We start from the raw sequence: 19385 nt of genomic DNA on the forward strand, positions 1-19385 counted from the left end.
ACGTCAGTGAACAACAGCCATCGGACCTGAGCGCGACAGCCGTGGCCTTCTACTCAACGCGCAACGTGATGCCGCACTACATGGAGAGTTTTTTATGCCAATGAATACCTTTGCGTTTCATCTTTCCCCACGGGGCAAACTGCGCTGGGCCATCGCCAGCCTGTTCCTGGTCGCTCATCTGCCGGGCGCCATGGCCGGCGGTGTGGTGGTCGCACCCGGCCCCGGCGGCACCGCGCAACTGCAAACCCAGGGCGGCGTCCCGATCGTCAACATCGTCGCGCCGAACGGCTCGGGCCTGTCGCACAACCAGTTCCTCGACTACAACGTCGACCGTCAGGGACTGGTGCTGAACAACGCCTTGCAGGCCGGGCAATCGCAGCTCGCCGGGCAACTGGCGGCCAACCCGCAATTGCAGGGCCAGGCCGCGAGCGTGATCCTCAACGAAGTGATCAGCCGCAACCCGTCGGCCATCAACGGCGCCCAGGAAATCTTCGGTCGCGCCGCCGACTACGTGCTCGCCAACCCGAACGGCATTTCGGTGAACGGCGGCAGTTTCATCAACACGCCGAACGCCAATCTGGTGGTCGGCCGTCCCGAGCTGAACGACGGCAAGCTGCAAGCCCTGAGCACCCGCGATGCCAGCGGCCAGCTGCAGATTCAGGGCGGCGGGCTGCGCAATGGCGAAGGCTCGATCAACCTGATCGCCCCGCGCATCGACAGCCAGGGTGCGATCACTGCACGTGATCAACTGAACCTCACTGTCGGACGCAATCAGATCGACTACGCCAGCGGCCAGGTGAAAGCCGTGGACCCGGCGGGCAACACCACCGATCAGCGGATCGACGCCAGCCTGTTCGGCGCGATGCAGGCCGGGCGCATCAACATCGTCAGTACCGCCGAAGGTGCAGGCGTGAAGGTCGGGGCTGTGCAAGTCGCCGGGCGTGACGGCGTACAGATTCGTTCGGCTGGCGACTTGAGCGTCAGCGGCCAGGCGATCCCGGACAGCCTCGATGTGACCCGCGCCGGCATCCGCAGCAGCCAGGGCGACGTCGGCCTGCACAGCGGCAAGGACCTGACGCTGGCCGCCACCGACGTCAGCGGTCGTGACGTGAAGGTCGATGCCAAGCGCAATCTGACCTTGACCACCGTCGAGAGCCGCAAGCTCCAGGAACAGCGTGAGAACTGGAACAACAGCACCATCGGCATCACCTGGGAAACCTACGAGCGCACCAAGACTGACAGCGATTCGCGCCAGCACGGCAGCCAGATCGTCGCCAGCCGCGACGCGCAGCTGTCGTCCGGCAAAGACACCGAACTGAAAGCCGCCAAGGTCGAAGCGAAGAACAACCTCAGCGTGCAAAGCGGCGGCGACCTGCGTTTGACCGCCGCCACTGAAAGCCACACCCAGACCGATCAGGGCAAGCACCGCAAGCACCTGTGGAAAGCCGATTGGGACAGCAGCAGCGAAGAGCAGCGCAGCGTCACCAGCCAGTTGAAAGGCGGCAACATCGCCCTGCAAACCGCCGCACTGTTGCGCTCCGAAGGCGCCGAACTGAACAGCGCCGGCGATCTGCAACTGGCCGGCAAGCAAGTTGAAATCACCACCGCGACCCGCACCAACCGCAGCAGCGACAACCGCTATTCCGGTGATCTGGTCGGCGGCGGTTTCTTCGGCAAGACCGGCGACGCCGACAAGGGCCAGACCCAGCATCAGGGCAGCAAGATCAACGCGGCCGGCAAACTGGTGGTCAAGGCAGACGACGTGCGCATCAGCGGTAGCCAGGTGCGCGGCGGCCAGGACGCCAGCGTGATCAGCGACAACGGTTCGCTGACCATCGACGGCGTGCAGGACACCTCGCACAGCAACAACCACGACAAGGACAGCAAGTTCTTCGGCATCACCAAGGACGAGTCCCGGCAGAACAGCAAGGACAGCACCACGGTGCGCAGCGAGCTGGTGTCGGACAGCAACCTCAAGCTCAAAAGCGCCAAGGACATCGAAGTCGCCGGCTCCACGGTCAAGGCCGGCGGTTCGCTGACGGCGGATGCGGCGGGTGATGTGAATGTGCATTCGACGCAGAACACCCACGACAGCAGCAACAGCACGCAGACTCGTGGTTTTGACGCTTACGCCAAGGAGCAGACGGCGGAGCAATATCGCGCCGGCGTGCATTACGAAGACAAGGCGCAAACCGTCACTGCCAACGACGTCACGCAGCAGGGTTCCAGCCTCAGCGGCGGCACTGTGCAAGTGAAGGCGGGCGGCGATGTGACGCTCAAGGGCGCTGAGGTGAAATCCACCGCCGGCGACACCACCCTGAGTGGCAAGAACGTTTCGTTGCTGGCCGAGCAGGACAGCCACAATACTTCGACCGAGACCCGCAGCACCGGCGGCGGTTTCTACTACACCGGCGGCCTCGACCGCGCGGGCAGCGGCGTGGATTTCTCGCACAGCACTTCGCAAGACACCACCGGCAAAACCACTGCGCAAACTACCGGTGTGCAGAGCAGCGGCAGCCTGAACATCAACGCTGACAAACTCGTCACCGAGGGTGCGCAACTCAAGTCTGGCAACGGTCTGAACGTCGCCGCCAACGAAGTGGACAACCGTGCTGCCAGCAACACCGAGAGCAGCACCCACAAGGAGAGCAACTGGTCGGCAGACATCGGCGCCAACGTCGAGTACAAAGACATCGCCCGGCCGATTGCCGGCGCGGTGAAAGACGTGCTCGACGGCAAAGTGCCTGACAAGGACGCATTGGCCAATCTCGGTCAGCCGAACGTCGGTATCGACGTGGCGGTCGGTCATGCCAGCGCGGATAAAACCGAGCAAAGCAGCAACGCCGTGGTCAGCCAGTTCGATGGCAAGACCGTGGACGTGAAGGTCGGCGGCACGCTGCACGACCAGGGCACCCAGTACAACGCCAGCGCCGGCAAAGTGAACATCAGCGCTGACAAACTGGTGGCCGATGCCGCGAACAACATCCGCAGCAGCACCGAAAATTCGGTGGATGCCAAGGTCGATGTGCGCGTCTACACCAAGACCGGTGAAGACGTGAACGTGGCCGGCAGTGGCGCGGGCGGCAGCAGCCAGTCGAGCAAGAACAGCGCCACGGCGGTGGTCGGTGGTTACGCTGGCAATCAAGGCGTGAACATCAATGTCGCCCGCGACGCACAGCTCGAAGGCAACCGTTTCGACGGCGGCCAGGGCGGTGTCAGCGTCAAGACCGGCGGTGATCTGGCCCTGAATCAGGCCAACGACCGTCAGAGCAGCGACAGCTCCAGCCTGCGTGGCAACGGCTCGCTGACCGTCGGCACCTTGCCGGGCACCGACGGCACCAATGTCGATCTCGGCGCCGGGTTCCAGCTCGATCACAAAGGCAACAAGACCACTGACAGCCAGGCGCATGTCGCCAGTATCAGCGGCAACGGCCCGGTGCAATTGAGCAGCGGCGGCAACCAGGTTCAACAAGGCACGAAAATCGACAGCGTCGGCAACATCGACCTGAAGGCCGACGGCAAGCTCGACCTGCAAGCGGCCACCGACACGCACGTCGCCACCGGCAGCAATCTCGGCGGTGGCCTGAAGGCGGGCGGCAGCAAAACCAGCAGCGAGAAGAGCCGTGATCAGGGCGGCAACCTCAGCGGCAACTTCAACATCGGTCGGGTCAACGAGAACACGCAGACCCTCACCGGTGGTCAGCTCAACAGCCAGAACGGCATTGCGCTGAGCGGCGACTCGGTGCGCCTGCAAGGCACTCAGGTCAGCGCGCCAAACGTCAACATCGACGCGCAGAAGGGCGGCTTCGTTCAGGAGTCCGCACAGTCCAGCGACAACCGCAACAACTGGAACGTTGCGCTGAACGCCGGCGGCAATCTGAGCAAAAGTACGCCTACCGCCGCCGATGAAAAAGTCAGCAGCGATCACGGCTTCAATGCCGGGGCCAAAGTCGGCGTGGACTACCTGCAAGGCACCACCCAGCAGAACAGTCAGATCAAGGCTGACACTGTGGTGCTGAACAGCGCGGGCGATGCGAGCCTGAGCGGTGCGCGGATCGATGCGCGCAATGTCAGCGGCAAAGTGGCCGGTGATCTGACGGTCGAAAGCCGTCAGGACACCAGCACTCATGCCAAGGTCGATGTGGATCTGGGCCTGACCGCCAAGAAGACGCCCGCAGATGACAAAGGCAAACTGGCCGGCACCGACTACAAGCCAACGCTGAAAGTCGACGGCGAATACGCGCACAAGGACAGCGTGAAACAGGCTTCCGGTATCAGCGGCAGCCAGGGTGTGAACCTCACTGTCGGCGGCGCTACGCAACTGACCGGCGCGCGGATTTCCGCCACCGGGGGCAACGTCGATCTGGGTGGTTCGAAGGTCAGCAGCAGCGACCTGAGCAACCGCGACTACGGCGTGAAAGCCGGGTTGGATCTGCCGCACAAAACCGAAGAAAACGCACCGAAGGTTTCCCTTGAAAACGGTAACCTGAAAGTCGGCCCGGTGACCTTGAGCGGTCACCTGGACAGCCAGTCCCTGCAAGCGGGGATCGACGAAAGAGGTTGATTCGTCGGCAATAAAAAAGGTGGGAGCCCGGTAACGGGCTCCCACCTTTTTTTGTAGCGGTTAAACCGCGGTCAGCGTTTGAACGGTCTGCCGCTTGAGCAGTTCCTCCACAAAGCGTTTGCCGAATTGCTCCAGGTACTGACGCTGCAACAGGCACTCGTGGGGGGCTTCGACGTCATGCCGGATCAGCTCGCCGCTGATGTACGGCGACCACAGCGACGGCTGCTGTTCATCCTGACGCAGGATGTCTGCGGTGGCACGGATGAACAACATATCGCCCCGGTACTGTTCGTACTGCGTCCTGCCCAACAACTCCAGCATCCGCTTCGAATCGTCGACCAGACGGCTCAGGAACTCGTCGCCGATCTGCCGGCTGCCGAGCACTTCTTCCATCGCACTTTTCAGACCCTTGAGACCGGCCCGTGGCGTGCCGACGATGGCGCGGGTCATACGGCTGATGATCATCGCATCGTCGAGTTTCAGCGACGCCGGGCCACCCTGCAGCGGATAGCTGTCGAACATGCACAGGAAGCTCACCTCACGTCCCCGGGCCTGCAACATCGCCGCCATGCGCAACGCCAGGTTGCCGCCCACCGACCAGCCGGCCAGTTGATACGGCCCCTCGGGATACAGCTCGATGATGCGTTGCAGGTATTCCTCGGCCAGTTCATCCAGCGACTCGATCACCCGCGTCGGATCGCGCAGGATCGGCGATTGCAGCGCGTACAGCGGTTGATCCTCGGGCAGGTACGGCAACAGTCCTGCGTAGGGCCAGGCAATCCCGCCGCCGGGGTGGATGCAGAACAGCGGCGGCCGCTTGCCTTCGGTGCGCAGCGCCAGCACGGCATCGAACGGATCGCTGGCACCGGTGTTGTGTTGCAGGCGTCGGGCCAGTTGTCGCGGGGTCGGCCCTGCGAGGAAATCGGCGATGCCGAGTGCGATGCCGAACTGTTCCTTGATCCGGCTGACCAGTTGCAACCCGAGCAACGAATGCCCGCCGAGGTCGAAGAAACTCTGGTTGGCGAACACTTCGCTGCAACCCAGGGCTTCGGCGAACAGGTTGCACATCGTGGCTTCTTCCAGGGTCTGCGCAGGCGACAGTTCGGCTGCGTCCTGCCGCGTCGGCGCGGGCAGGCGATCGACAGCCAGTTTGCCGTTGGGGGTCAACGGGAATTCGGCCACGCGCATGATCACGCTCGGCACCATGTGTTGCGGCAGGTGTCGGCCGAGCGCCTGTTTCAGTTGCTGGCTGTCGAGGCTTTCATCCTTGCTCGCCACGTAGCCGACGATGGCCGGGCCGTGGGCCAGTTCACGCAGCATGACCGTGGCGTCATCGACACCGGCGCAACCGAGCAGGACGTTCTTGATCTCGTCCAGCTCGATGCGCAGACCGCGCAGCTTGATCTGGTTGTCCTGTCGGCCTAGGTAGTGAATGCGCCCGGCATGATCGAAAAACACCCGGTCGCCCGCGCGGTACATGGTGTCTTGCGCGTCGAGCAGGTCGGCGACAAAGCCCTTGGCCGTGAGGTCGGGACGATTGCGATAGCCCCGCGCGACGCCCGGCCCACCAATGAACAGATCGCCCCAGGCCCCCGGCGGCAACAAGCGCTGGCGGTTGTCGACCACGTACAGGCGGGTGTTGGCGGTGGCCGGTCCGATGGACAGATCACCGGCGCCGTAGCAGGCGTTGATCGAGGTGGCGAAGGAGGTTTCCGTCGGGCCGTAAACGTTGAGCAGGCGGCAATGGGAGAAACGCGCCAGCAGCGCCGGGGTGCACGGCTCGCCGCCAAGCATGAGTACGGTGTCCTGAGGGAAGTCCTCGGTTTGATGACAGGCCAGCAGACTCGGTGTCATCACCAGCAAATCGATGGATTCACGCTTGACCAGTTGCGCCAGGGCCCGGCCGGGAGCACTGGTGACTTTGTCGGTGATCACCAGTTCGGCACCGGCCAACAGGGTCATCATGATTTCCAGCACCGACATGTCGAAACCGGCGGCGATGAATTGCAGCACCCGCGCGCCGGGCTGCAACTGCGCGGCGTCGATGGCGGTGCGAGCGATCGGCACCAGATTGCGCTGGGTGACTTCCACGCCCTTGGGCTTGCCGGTGGAGCCGGAGGTGTAGATCAGGTAGCCCGGCAGCCCAGCTTCGAACGGCGCCAACGGCTCGTTGGCTGGCGGCAGTTGCGCCAGGAACTCGGTGTTCAGCCACAGCTGTTTGTCGGCGGCGATCTCGACTTTGAGCTGACTGCCGGGGGCGACGATCACCACCGCCGGATCGGCATCGCTGAAGATGTGTTCGATCCGTGCCTCGGGCAGGTCCGGGTCCACCGGTACATAGCAGGCACCGAGTTTGAACAGGGCCACGGCGGCCACCGCCCATTCGAGGCTGCGGGAGAACATCACCACCACGCAGTCACCGGCCTGCACACCGCGTTCGCGCAAATGCGCGGCCAGTCGGGTGGCCTCGTCATCGAGGCGTGCATAGCTCAGGTGTCGCCCACCCTGGCTCAGCGCCGGGCGCTGGGCATGTTCGCGGACGGACTCGGCGAAGGCCTCGGCGAAGACCGGCAACGGCGCATCGCTTTGCGGGTGCGAGTAGAAACGCTGCTGTTCGTCGGGCAGAAACAGATCGTAGTCGGCCGCCAGGGTTTCGGGCGCAGTGGCGAAACGTTCGAACAGCGCGGTCAGGCGTTGGTAATGCAGCTCCAGTGCTTCAGGGGAATACAGGTCGGCGTTGGCATTGAAGCCGATCTCCAGTCGGCCATCGGCGTGACGGTCGAAGATGTCGATGCCCAAGTGATCCGCCGGCCCGTTGGCGACGTTCTGCAGGGTGGTTTCGCACCCGGCAAACCCCGGCCCCTGATCGTAGGCGACGATGTTCAGCAGGGTGTTGAACAGCGGCTTGTTGCCGCGCTCGGCGTGCAGGTCGCGGATCATGCTTTCGCTGCGGTAGCTCTGGTGCAACAAGTGATGGCGCAGTTGCCGCTGAAGGTTGGCCGCCACCGTCAGCACCGTGCTCTCGGCGTTGAACGACAGGTGCAGCGGCAGGATGTTGGCGACCATCGACGGCACATTGCGCAGGGCCTTGAGCTGACGCGCCGCCACTGGCATGCCGAGCGCCAGTTCGTCTTGCCCGGTCATGCGCTGCAAGTAAGTCGCGCACAGTGCCAGCAGGATGCTCGACAGCCGCAGTTGGTGTTCGCTGGCGGCGGCGCGCAGGCGTTGCAGGGTTCTGCCGCCGAACACTTTGCGCAGGCGATTGAGCCGGATCAGCGGCGCATCGCCCGGCACCAGTTGGGTCGGTTCGGGCATCTTCAGGCAGTACTGGCGCCAGTAGGTGCGATCCTTGTTGTGCATCTCGCTGAGGCGATATTCCTCCTGCGCCTCGAATACGCTCGACAACGGCGCCAGCGTCAACGGCTCGACCCCTTCGCCGCGACTGAGGGCGTTGTAGTGGGCAGTGATGTTGCCGAACAGAATCCCGTGGCCGAACCCGTCCACCACCAGGTGCGAGGCCAGTTCAATCATGCGGTGGTGGTGGGGTGCGAGGCGGATCAGCACGTAACGGATCAACGGGCCGTGTTGCAGGTCCATGTCGGTTTGCAACAGGTGGTCGAGCACCTGGCGCCCGGCGGCTTCGGGGTCAGGCTGGTCGCTGACGTCCAGATGCTCGAAGGCCTTGGCTGGCAGAGTATCGATGGGCTGGATGTACTGGGCGAAGGTGCCGGTCTGCGGGTCGGTCCTGAAGGTGGCGCGCAGGGTGTCGGTTTGGCGGAACTGCGCGCCGATGGCGGCTTCGAGCCAGGTCAGGTTCAGCTCGCCGCGCAGTTCGATGACATCGCACAGATGGTAGTTGAGGTTGCTGTGGTTCTGGCTGATGGCCAGGCAGACTTCCTGCTGTGCCGTGGAAAGCGGGCACGAGTGTACGTCACGCATAAGAGTCATCCTTTCTTCCGTTGCGTCGGGTTTTCGGCAGGCAATACCGTGCCCATTCCGGTTGGCGCGAAAGCGACAGGTCCGGAATCGACGGCAAGCGCCGTTTTCAGTTTTTCAGGGGTGCGCCAGGTGTGTCAGGCGGGGCTGGAACCGTTGCATGACGCCAATCCTTGGCGGTGTTTCTTGTTGTGAGGTTGAAGCATTTGGTAACACTTCGCGGGGTAACGTAGGCGCATAAAACAGCCCTGTCAATTAACTGATTTGTGACTTTTGCCAGGTCTTCAAAAAACGGCAGCCATTGTCGCTTACCGTCAAGCACGGGCTTTTCAGGCGTCTACAGTGGACGAAAACCCCTGCCTGCCGGGAGCGCCCGAGCCATGAACGACAGTATCCCGACCCTGAGAATCCAGATGGCCTGCGCCCTGCGCTGGGCCGCGCGACTGAACCTGCACGAGTCCATCGCCAATCATTTCAGCGTGGCGACGTCACCGGACGGCCGCGAGTTTCTGATCAACCCTTACGGCAAACACTTCTCGCGGATTCGCGCCAGAGATCTGCTGCTGCTCGATGCCGACGATCCGGCCAGTCTCGACCGCCCGGACGCCCCGGACATCACCGCCTGGGCCTTGCACAGCGCCTTGCACCGCAACCAGCCCCAGGCCCGCTGCATCCTCCACACCCACAGCAAATACGCGACGACGCTGGCCTGTCTGAAGGACTCGCGGCTGCCACCGATCGAGCAGAACAGCATGCGGTTTTTCGAGCGGGTGGCGATCGATGACGGCTTTGACGGCATGGGGCTTGGGGAAGAGGCGGAGCGGGTGAGTCGGTTGCTCGGCGACAAGCCGATCCTGCTGATGGGCAATCATGGATTGCTGGTCGCGGCGCCGAGCGTGGCTCAGGCGTTCGATGATCTGTATTACTTCGAGCGGGCTTGCGAGGTGTACATCACCGCGTTGGCCACCGGGCGTGAGTTGCGGGTGGTCAGCGATGAAGTGGCGCGCAAGACGTGTCGGCAGTGGCTGGATTATCCGGGGTTTGCCGATAAGCATTTTGCGGCGTTGATGAACATCCTCGATGAGGAAGAGCCGGCTTACCGGCAGTGACTCACTCCTGCGGCAGGTGCGCCTTGCTCAACGGCTGGCGCATCACCGGCGCGCTCCACGCTTGGCGCCGATCTTCGCTTGGCGGGCAGCCAAACCGCGCACGGTAAGTGCGGGAAAAATGCTCTAGCGAACCGAACCCCGAGCACGCCGCCACCTGGGCCACGCTCATCTGCGTCTGTTGCAGCAGGTTGTGCGCCCGGGCCAGGCGCAGGGTGATGTAGTACTTGAGCGGCGAGAGCCCGGTCTGATGCTTGAACTGGCGCTCCAGTTGCCGTCGCGACAGGCCGACTTCGCTGGCAATTGCTTCGCAGTCCAGCGGTTCCTCCAGAGCCTTTTCCATCAACTGCACAGCGCGGCGGATCTTGCTGCCGTACATCCCGCTGTTACCCAAGCCACCGTCGAGCTGATTGTCCGCCGGGGCGCGCATCTGGCCCATCAACAGGTGCAGGCCGATTTCCCGGGCCAGGTCCGCATCGAAGCGCTGGCCGATCCAGCCCAGCAGCATGTCGAGAATGGTGGTGGCGCCCGCGCAGGTCAGGCGCTGGCGTTCGAGGGTGTAGAGCTGCGGTCGGGCGCGGACCTTGGGGTAACTCTCCTGAAAACCCTGCAGGTTGTCCCAATGCACCGCCGCCTCGTAGCCGTCGAGCACGCCGGCAGCGGCCAGCAGTTCGGTGCCGGTTTCCACGCCGATCAACACCGAACCGAACAGCGCCTGCTTGCGCAACCAGCTCTTGAGCGACGGGTTGCGGCTGTGTTGATGCACCTCGAAACTGGCCAGCACCACGCAGGCGTCGAAGGCCTGTTCAGTGTTCAAGCCAGCTTCGGCGATGCTCACCAGACCGTTGCTGGCGGTTACCGGGCCGGGCTGCAAGGACAACAGCGTCCACTCGAACAGCGTGCGCTGGCTCAGCCAGTTGGCGATGGCCAGCGGTTCCAGCACCGCCGCCAGCCCGAAGTTGGAAAACGCCGGCAACAACAGCACCGCCACTCGCAGCGGTGCGCCGTTTTGCAGTACAGCTTCAGCGGATCGGGTCATCACCATCTCGGCTTCATCGTTGTCCGGTCTGCCAGTGCGGGTTGATCCACACCGGTACATCGAGGGCTGGCAACGGCGCGAGGTTGCGGATCAGGTCGCTGGCCTTTTCCGCGATCATCACCGTCGGTGCGTTGGTGTTGCCGCTGACGATCACCGGCATGATCGACGCGTCCACCACCCGCAAACCGTCGAGGCCATGCACCCGCAATTGTGGATCGACCACCGCTTCAGGGTCGCCCGCCGGCCCCATCTTGCAGGTGCCGCTGGCATGGTAGCCGGTTTCCGTGACCTGCCGCGCCCAGGCGTCGAGCTCGGCGTCGGTCTGCACTGAACGTCCCGGTACCAGTTCTTCACCTTTGAACGGGGCCATCGCCGGTTGGTCGAGGATTTCGCGCACCAGTCGTGCGCCGGCGCGCATGTCGGCACGGTCCTGTGCGGTCTTCAGGTAGTTGAACAAGATCCTCGGCGGCCGCCGCGGTTCGGCGCTGTGCAACGTCACGCTGCCCAGGCTGGTGGGGCGCATCAGGTCGATGTGGATCTGGAACGCGTGGGTCGGCACCAGCTCGACGCTGCCCGGTTGCACCGCCAGCGGCATGAAGGTCAGTTGCAGATCCGGGTGCTCGACGCCGGCCCGGGAACGCAGGAACGCGCCGGCCTCGAAATGATTGCTTGCCGCCAGGCCATCGTGACGGACGAACCAGCGCGCACCGATCCACCATTTGCCCGGCGCGGTGGTCCAGCGATACAGCGACACTGGTTGCTTGCAGCGAAATTGCACCACGGCATCCGGGTGATCGTTGAGGCGTTTACCGACGCCGGGCAGGTCGTGAATCACGCTAATTCCGAGGTCGCGCAACTCTGCCGCCGGGCCCACGCCCGAGAGCATCAGCAACTGCGGCGAGTTGATCGCCCCGGCGGTCAGCAGCACTTCACGACGGGCGCGAACGGTGCAGGTTTCGCCGCTCTGTTCGTAATCGATGCCGACGGCCCGCCGGCCCTCGAACAGAATGCGCAACACCAGCGCATCGGTGATCACCCGCACGTTGCCCCGAGCCAAGGCTTCGCTGAGATAACCGCGTGAAGTGCTCCAGCGCCGACCGTGGCGCGTGGTGCGATCGACCGGGCCGAAGGCTTCCTGCCGATAGCCGTTCAAGTCCTCGCTGACGCCATAACCGGCCTCGGCGCCGGCCGCGATAAACGCTGCGCACAACGGTGTTTCGACATCGCCGGGAGTGACGTGCAAATGGCCGCTGGCACCGCGATAGTCATCGCCGCCGTCGGCGTGAGTCTGCGCACGCTTGAAGTACGGCAGCACTTCGCGATAACTCCAGCCGGTGCAGCCCTGTTCGGCCCAGCCGTCATAATCCCGGGCATGGCCACGGATGTAGACCATGCCGTTGATCGACGATGAACCGCCGAGGGTGCGGCCTCTCGGCGTACCGATCCGCCGGCCGTCGAGGTACGGCTCCGGCTCCGACTGATAGCGCCAGTTGTAGCGCGACCCGCCCACCACAAGGCCCACGGCGGACGGCATGTCGATCGTCCAGCTCTTGTCCTCGGGGCCGGCTTCCAGCAGCAGGATGCGTACGTTCGGGTCTTCGCTCAGGCGATTGGCCAACACGCAACCGGCCGAGCCGGCGCCCACGATCAGGTAATCAAACCCGGTTTCGTCCATGGTTTGCTCCTTTTTAACGAATGGCGAGGGAAGGGCGGATCAGTCCACGGTGTGGCCGTGAATGCCGTTGAACACCAGGCGATGAAAGTGATGCACCAGATGCTCGCTTTCATTGCTGCGCTGGGCATCGATCATGTAGCGGCCCTGGTCGTAGCCGAGCGAGCGCAGGCCTTTTTGCACCGAGATGTTCAGGGCGATGTCTTCGGGGCCGAGGTCTTCGTTCATCCACTTCATGCACGCGGTGCTGACCGCAGCGGTCTCGGGGTTGCTTGAGTAGTAACCGAAGCGCAGCAGCGAGCGTTCGGCATCCAGCGGAATCATGATGAACGAGCCGAGAAACTCGGAGAACGGGAAGGTGTAGAAGGTGTTGTTCGGCCACATGCCGATGTTGAAAAAGCATTCTTGCGGATTCGGCTCGCTTTTCAGCGGTACGCCATAGGCTTCGGTCGCCGACAGATTGGCCGGCGCGGCATAGGTCCACCAGTTGTCGCGTTTGATCAACTGGTAACCCTTGAAGTCGATCAGCCGGGCGAGGTCGATGTGGCACGGGCCGGACAGCTTGAAGTGATAGCCCTCGATGGAATTGTCCATGATCACTTTCCAGTTGGCCGGCACGATCACGTCCTGTTCCTCGATCAGTCGCATGTCGGTCAGGTCTGGGAACACCCGGCGCATTTCTTCGTCCGCGCCGGGGAACAGATCCCGCAGCGACGGCGCATTCGGGTCGAGGTTGAAGTAGATGAAGCCGCCGAGTTCTTCGATGCGCACTTGCGGAATGTTGAACTGCGCCAGCTCGAAATTCTTCATCCGCTCACAACGCGGCGCACCGCGCAGGCTGCCGTCCATCTCGTAGCACCACGAGTGATAGGCGCAGCGCACCACGCCGCCGGTGGTGCCACGGCGCTCCTCCAGCAAGCGATTGCCGCGGTGCTGGCAGACGTTGTGAAAACCGTGGATCTGCCCCTGCCGATTCTTCGCCACCACCACGCTCTGGTCGAACAGATCGGTGACCACGAACTGCCCCGGTTCGGCGAACTCACTGACATGCCCGGCGACATGCCAGGCCTTCATGAAAATGTTGTCGCGCTCGGCACGAAACAGGCTGTCGTCGTAGAAATAGCGCGAGGGCAGGGTGAAGGCCTGCTCCGGATCCTGCTGATCCCAGGCGTCGACCGGGCTGTGCTGCTTGCGGGTCTGGAAACTGTGCATGAGGCGATCTCCACGGTAGCGGGCCGCTCGGGGCGGCGTGTTGTTGTGGGATCTAATCTAGGGCGCGGGACGGGGGTGGGGTTGATGGATTGCGACCAGTTGATGGGTGGAATGATCAATCCCATGCTGTACCGGGGAGGCCTTGACAGCCCTGCGATAATGAAACTTCACCGCGATCATGATGCAGAGGAAGGTTTTCCATGGACAATCAAGCACTCAAGGCCTTGTTCGACCAGCAGTCCGCTGTCTATGACAAACAGTGGAGCGGGATGGCGCCCATTCGTGATGCGCTGTACCTGCTGCTGGATTCGGTGTTCGCGGGCCTGCCGGAAAATGCCCGAATACTCTGTGTTGGCGTGGGTACCGGTGTGGAAATTGCGCACCTGGCCCAGCGGTTTCCCGGCTGGCAATTCACGGCAGTCGACCCTTCTGGCGCCATGCTCGATGTCTGCCGCCAAAGAGCGACGGAGGGCGGTTTCCTTGCCCGTTGCCGTTTTCACGAGGGCTATCTCGATACGCTGACGGATGAATCGGGTTACGACGGCGCGACCTGTTTTCTGGTGTCGCAGTTTTTGCTCGAACCACAGGTTCGTATCGACTTTTTCCATGAGATTGCCCGTCGTCTGGTGCCGGGCGGGGTTCTGGCGAATGCGGATCTCGCCTCTGACACCGCATCACCAGTCTACGAGGCATTGCTGCGTCACTGGATGACGCTGATGGCTTCGGCCCAGGTGCCGCCGCAAATGCTCGAACGAGCGCGTGCGGCGTATGCCAGCGATGTGGCGATCCTGCCGGCGCCGCAAGTCGCCGGGCTGATCGAGTCGGCCGGGTTCGAGGCGCCGGTCCAGTTCTTCCAGGCGGGTTTGATGCATGGGTGGTTTTGCCCGCGCAAGGCCCGGATCGATGCGAGTCAGAGCGCTGGAGGCCTCTCACGGACCCATTTCGCCAAATCCTGAGAGGGTAAAGGACGAGCGATGCAATAACCCTGTGCGATCTGGTACCCCAGGCCGCGAAGAATTTCCAGCTGCGCATCGTTTTCAACACCTTCGGCGACGATGTTCAAATGCAGGCTCTTGCAGATCCCGGCAATCGACTGGGCCAATGTCCGGGCACTGGCGCTGTCTTCGATATCGTCGATGAAGCTCTTGTCCAACTTGATGGTGTTGACGGGCAGGCGCAGCAGGTAGCTCAAGCTGGAATAACCGGTGCCAAAGTCGTCGATGGACAAGCTGACACCGGATTGCCGGACTTCGGTAATGACCGATATGACAGTGTCGGTGGCGTCCAGTATGAAGTCTTCAGTGACCTCCAGTGTCAGGCAGGAGGGCAGGAGCCGATACTTTTCCAGCAGCGTTTCAATGAGTTCAACAATGGCTCTGTCGCGAAAGGCGACGGGGAAGATATTGACCGACATATGAGGCACTTCGAGCCCGGAATCGCGCCATTGCGCCATTTGCCGACAGGCTTCGGTAAGTACCCATTGATTGAGTCCGGGCATCATTCCCGCGTCGCGCACCAACGGGATGAATCGACCGGGAGGAATATCGCCAAGCTCGGGATGACACCAGCGGGCCAGCGCCTCGACACCAAAGAGCTGGTTGTTATCGAGGATTATCTGGGGTTGGTAATGCAGCGCCAGCTGGTTGGACTCCAGGGCACTCTTGAGTGCCATGCTGAGTGTCAGTTCGTCATCGGCTGAATCGCTGATCACTGGATCGAATACTTCAATGGCCTGGCGTCCTGCGGACTTGGCTTTGTACATCGCCTGATCGGCGTGCAAAAGCAAGGAATGAATGTCGTTACCGTGGTCTGGATAAATACCAATGCCAATACTGGCGGACGGTGTGATTTTTACATCGTCCAACATCACGGGTTCCGACAGTTTGTTGATCATTCTTTCTGAAAAGGCAATGGCTTGTTCAGTATTGGAGGGGGACAGAATAACGACGAATTCATCTCCCGAAAGACGGCTGACAAAATCATTTCCCCGCACAGAGCTCTGAAGCCTGTTGGCTATTTCGGACAGAAGCGAATCCCCGGCGGCATGCCCGAGGGAATCGTTGATCTGCTTGAACTTATTGATGTCGATGAACAGAACTGCCATGGATGATTGTGACCGCTGCGCATTCGCGATCATCGTGTTTGCTTTCATCATCAACAGTCGTCGATTGGGCAACGTCGTCAGGCTGTCATAGTAGGCCAGTCGTTCGATATCGTTGATGAAGCTGTCCCTCTCGAGGGCGAGGGCGCAAAGCTTCAGGCTGGTTTCAAGCAGTCTGTGGTGCTGGACAGCCGGGAGGTGGTTCTCGCGGTAATAAAGCGTGAATGTGCCTAAAGTACGTCCGTTGTTGGAGCGAATGGTGTTAACCCAGCCAGCCGTGAAACCGAATGATTGCGAGAGCTGATGATCGACGCATTCGCCATTGTCCGACGCAGGGTCAGTGAAATTCAGCATGATGCTTTTTTTCACGTCCATCTTTTTCAGGATGGATCTTTCAGCGAGGCTTTCCAGCGACTGAATCAATCCCGCCGGCAGGTTGAACTCCGCTACCAGTGGAAGGCAACCCTGCTCGTCGAACTGCCTTATTGAAATACCGATTTCAGGTGCAATTCGGCCAATCTCCTGGCAAATCAATTTCATGACGTCGGGAAGCGATTCTTCACGGGCCATGGCACTGAGTACCTTGAACTGCAACTCATCATTCATCTTGGCCTCGGTGATGTCAGTCACGATTGCCACTACGTCCTGTTGGACACCTTGTGGATCGAGCACCGGATTGGCGATCACTCGTACCCACAGAGGATTCTTCGATTTGTTGTAAACCAGTAATTCAGTGGTATGGCTTTTTCCGCTCTGGATACTGTTCCTGAAAGACAGGACCGCTTCCGGATCGGTATGCCGGCCATAAAAAACTTCATCCGGCCTCTTGCCCACCAGGTCGTCTGTTTCATAACCCAGCATGCGCACGAATCCCTCGTTTACATAAGTAATCATCCTGTTCGGATCGGTGACGATAATTGCACTGTCAGTTCGATTTACGGCAATTTTAAGAAGTCGGCTTTTCTCAACCTTTTTTATGATGTAGAGCAGGAAGAATGTAGTTGCCAATACCAGTAGAAGTATCATTGCGGCGGCAGCGATATATATCTTGAAACGATCACCCATGGACTGAAGTGAAGTCTGGCTGATGCTATTTCCGTACTTGATGAAGTTTTTCTGTTCCACCAGGAACTGCTCTTGGATGTCCTGTACCGGCTGGGCAAGAGCCCATTGCACATCGCCAGCCCCGGTGTACCGGACCAATCGATTGAGCACGTCCACATAACGTGAATACACGTCTTTTAATGCCTGTACACGGATGTGATTTTCTTCATCAACCCTTGTACTTGTCAGAAAACGGTCGAAAGATTCATTCGCCAGTGTCAACTCCGTGCGGGCGTGTTGCACCATTTCATGTGGAATTGTGTTGAACAGTACGATGCGGGTGTTGGCGCGCGACAGCGAGAGTCGCGCTTCCATCAAGTGTTGAACGGTTTCTGCTACAGCATCGACTTGATCGACGGCAACACTGGAAAGATTGCCGATGCTCGACTGGTTGCTGGTCACCAACCAAAAGCTGAGGACTAAAGTTGCACATTGGAATACCAGTGCAGTGGTCAGGATCGTTCTCAAGCCATGAGGCGGTGCAAACTTGCGCAGCAAATAATCCTCCTCTGTCGCAGACAGATAGGGAAAGGTTGGAAAAAACGAGCAGTCGGGCAGAAAGTGTCTGGCCGGTCGTTCAGGGTTGTGGCGAAGGAAGTTGTTTTTCGGGGTTGTGCCGGATGACGTCAAGACGAGAAGCAGCAGGATGTGGCATGTTTTTCAGATTCAAGAGTTCGTCAAGCTGTCAGGGTTGGTGGCTACGAGCCATTAAGGTGGCGTAGCTTATAAGAAATGCGGGTTGGAATGAAATGGAGGAAGCGTTGCAACGAGGAGAATTTTTTCTTCCGTTATTGGCTGACTGGTCAGGAAAGTTAATAAAAAAGCTTTAGCGTTAGATGCTTATAAAAGTCTGTCAGACAATCAGTCATTAAGGCTTTCAAGCGGCTGTTATTGTCGACCATTATTCATGGAAGTGATTATCTGTCGGGCTCTGTTGTGAACGCTGATGCCGGATCGAGCGCGATCACCCAGGCCTATGAAAACCCGTGGTGCCAAATCGGGCGCGTGTTTACATTTCTTGAGTGCCTGCGGTCGGTATCCCGAGTAATGCATTGCTTCGGCTTAATACGAAGCATTACTATTCACGCCCCTTTCCCCAGCACGCCGCAATGATCCCCATGCTGCCCCGCAGACCCGGCTTTCTCGAGCATTACGAAGAGTTGATCGGCACCTGGACCCGCCGCCTGCGCAATCGCTCGCAGGCCGAGGATCTGGCGCACGACACCTTTGTGCGGGTGCTCGAGTCCGATTCGTCGGCGGTGCAGCAACCCCGGGCGTATTTGCACCAGACGGCGCGCAACATCGCGGTGGACGGCTATCGGCGTGAGGACCGGCGGGGCGCCATGGAGTCGGAGGCGATCGATCTCAGTGAGTCGCCGACCGGTGACCCGGAGCATTACATGCATGCGATCCAGCTGGCCGATTCCATCGAGCGGGCGCTCACCGAATTGCCGGTCAACTGTCGGCGAATTTTTGTCTGGCAGAAGATCGAAGGCCTGACTCAGGCGGAAATCGCCGAACGCCTGGGCCTGTCCAAGAACATGGTGGAAAAGTATATGATCCGCACCCTGCGGCATCTGCGTGATCGCCTGGACGGGGCGCAATCATGAGCCGCGGCGTCTTTTCATCCCCAGCCAAACAGGACATTCCATGATGGATACTCGTGATTGCGCGTGCGGGCAAACAACGGTGCGCGATGACGCGGCACGCTGGTTTGTGCGTTTGCAGGAACCAGCCGTCGATGCCGAACAATACCGGCGCTTCGACGCCTGGCTGAACGAACATCCGCAGCACCGTGACGAATTCCAGTTGCTCCAAGGCCTGTGGACAGCGGCGGATCTGCTGCCGGCGCCACGGCTCAAGGCTCTGTGCGAAACCCCGCCAGCGCGTCGCGAACGCCGTCCGCTGTTGCGTTATGCCGTGGCGGCCAGTGTGGTCGCGGTGGCCCTTGGGCTCGGTCTGTTCAGTGGCTTGAATCACCCGGCGGGTTACCGCGCCGAATTCGCCACGGCGCTGGGCGAGCGTCGCCATGTGGCATTGCCGGACGGCTCGGTGATCGACCTCAACAGCCGCAGCCGCTTGCAGGTACGTTTCGAGAAGGATCGGCGGCTCATCGAGTTGACCGAAGGCGAAGCGATGTTCAGCGTCGAGCACGATACCTCGCGCCCGTTCGTGGTCGAGGCCGGCAGCGGCAAGGTCACGGTCACCGGCACCCGCTTCGATGTGCGCCGCGACGTGACGCAAACCCGGGTTGCGGTGGAGCAGGGCACCGTCAAGGTGCAGGGGCGTAATGCGCCGGACAACGAGTTCATCAACCTGACGGCCGGCCTCGGTACCCATGTCGATGCCCACGGTGTGGTGGCCCAGGCCTATGCGGTCAACCCGGCGGAACTGACGGCGTGGCGCAGCGGCAAACTGGTGTTCAACAACGCCAGCCTCAGCGAAGTCGTCGAAGAGATTTCCCGTTATCGCGAGAAGCCGCTGACCGTCGCCAACCCGACCGTGGCCAGACTGCGCCTGACCAGTGTGTTCAAATCCGACAACACTGACGCCTTGCTCAAGGCCTTGCCGAATATCCTTCCGGTGGCCGTGCGGACCCTCGCCGACGGCAGCCAGGAAATAATTTCAAAATAAAATTCAGGTTTTTTTCG

General features: G+C 61.1%; 10 protein-coding genes. 5 read left to right on the top strand and 5 right to left on the bottom strand.

All coding sequences use genetic code 11. The features are described 5' to 3' along the window. Window positions 1-94: 94 nt before the first annotated feature. Window positions 95-4564: a hemagglutinin repeat-containing protein gene (locus tag AC07N4_RS27575; RefSeq protein ID WP_493066539.1), complete on the top strand. Its 4470-nt coding sequence runs from the start codon at window positions 95-97 to the stop codon at window positions 4562-4564. Window positions 4565-4624: 60 nt separating this feature from the next. On the opposite strand, the gene AC07N4_RS27580 is transcribed toward AC07N4_RS27575, so the two are convergent. Then, entirely contained in the window at window positions 4625-8503 is a 3879-nt protein-coding gene (locus AC07N4_RS27580; RefSeq protein ID WP_493066540.1) for an amino acid adenylation domain-containing protein, read from the bottom strand. Between the two features lie 377 nt (window positions 8504-8880). Between AC07N4_RS27580 and AC07N4_RS27585 the strand changes: the two genes are divergently transcribed. Next, complete coding sequence (locus AC07N4_RS27585) at window positions 8881-9609, top strand: class II aldolase and adducin N-terminal domain-containing protein (RefSeq protein WP_493066541.1); 729 nt, start codon at window positions 8881-8883, stop codon at window positions 9607-9609. Between the two features lies 1 nt (window position 9610). Here AC07N4_RS27585 and AC07N4_RS27590 read toward each other — a convergent pair whose 3' ends face one another. From AC07N4_RS27590 to AC07N4_RS27600, 3 genes are read right to left on the bottom strand one after another with little or no spacing between them, the layout of a single operon-like run. Further along, window positions 9611-10645 carry a GlxA family transcriptional regulator gene (locus tag AC07N4_RS27590; protein WP_493066542.1) on the bottom strand — a complete coding sequence of 345 codons (1035 nt, stop codon included), beginning with the start codon at window positions 10643-10645 and terminating at the stop codon, window positions 9611-9613. Between the two features lie 13 nt (window positions 10646-10658). Beyond that, complete coding sequence (locus AC07N4_RS27595; RefSeq protein ID WP_493066543.1) at window positions 10659-12320, bottom strand: choline dehydrogenase; 1662 nt, start codon at window positions 12318-12320, stop codon at window positions 10659-10661. A 39-nt stretch (window positions 12321-12359) separates the two neighbouring features. Continuing rightward, window positions 12360-13529 carry an aromatic ring-hydroxylating oxygenase subunit alpha gene (locus tag AC07N4_RS27600; RefSeq protein WP_493066544.1) on the bottom strand — a complete coding sequence of 390 codons (1170 nt, stop codon included), beginning with the start codon at window positions 13527-13529 and terminating at the stop codon, window positions 12360-12362. A gap of 200 nt (window positions 13530-13729) precedes the next feature. Here AC07N4_RS27600 and AC07N4_RS27605 point away from each other — a divergent pair, with 200 nt between their 5' ends. After that, complete coding sequence (locus AC07N4_RS27605) at window positions 13730-14485, top strand: class I SAM-dependent methyltransferase (RefSeq protein ID WP_493066545.1); 756 nt, start codon at window positions 13730-13732, stop codon at window positions 14483-14485. On the opposite strand, the gene AC07N4_RS27610 is transcribed toward AC07N4_RS27605, so the two are convergent. After that, entirely contained in the window at window positions 14440-17232 is a 2793-nt protein-coding gene (locus AC07N4_RS27610) for an EAL domain-containing protein (protein WP_493066546.1), read from the bottom strand. The two genes, AC07N4_RS27605 and AC07N4_RS27610, sit on opposite strands and share 46 nt — an antisense overlap. Window positions 17233-17843: 611 nt before the next feature. Between AC07N4_RS27610 and AC07N4_RS27615 the strand changes: the two genes are divergently transcribed. Next, window positions 17844-18344, top strand: a complete 501-nt coding sequence (locus AC07N4_RS27615) for a sigma-70 family RNA polymerase sigma factor (protein ID WP_045121794.1) — start codon at window positions 17844-17846, stop codon at window positions 18342-18344. Window positions 18345-18384: 40 nt separating this feature from the next. Next, complete coding sequence (locus tag AC07N4_RS27620) at window positions 18385-19368, top strand: FecR family protein (protein ID WP_493066547.1); 984 nt, start codon at window positions 18385-18387, stop codon at window positions 19366-19368. The last annotated feature ends 17 nt before the right edge of the window (window positions 19369-19385 follow it).

It is taken from the genome of Pseudomonas sp. GW821-FHT09E04 (assembly GCF_059416185.1).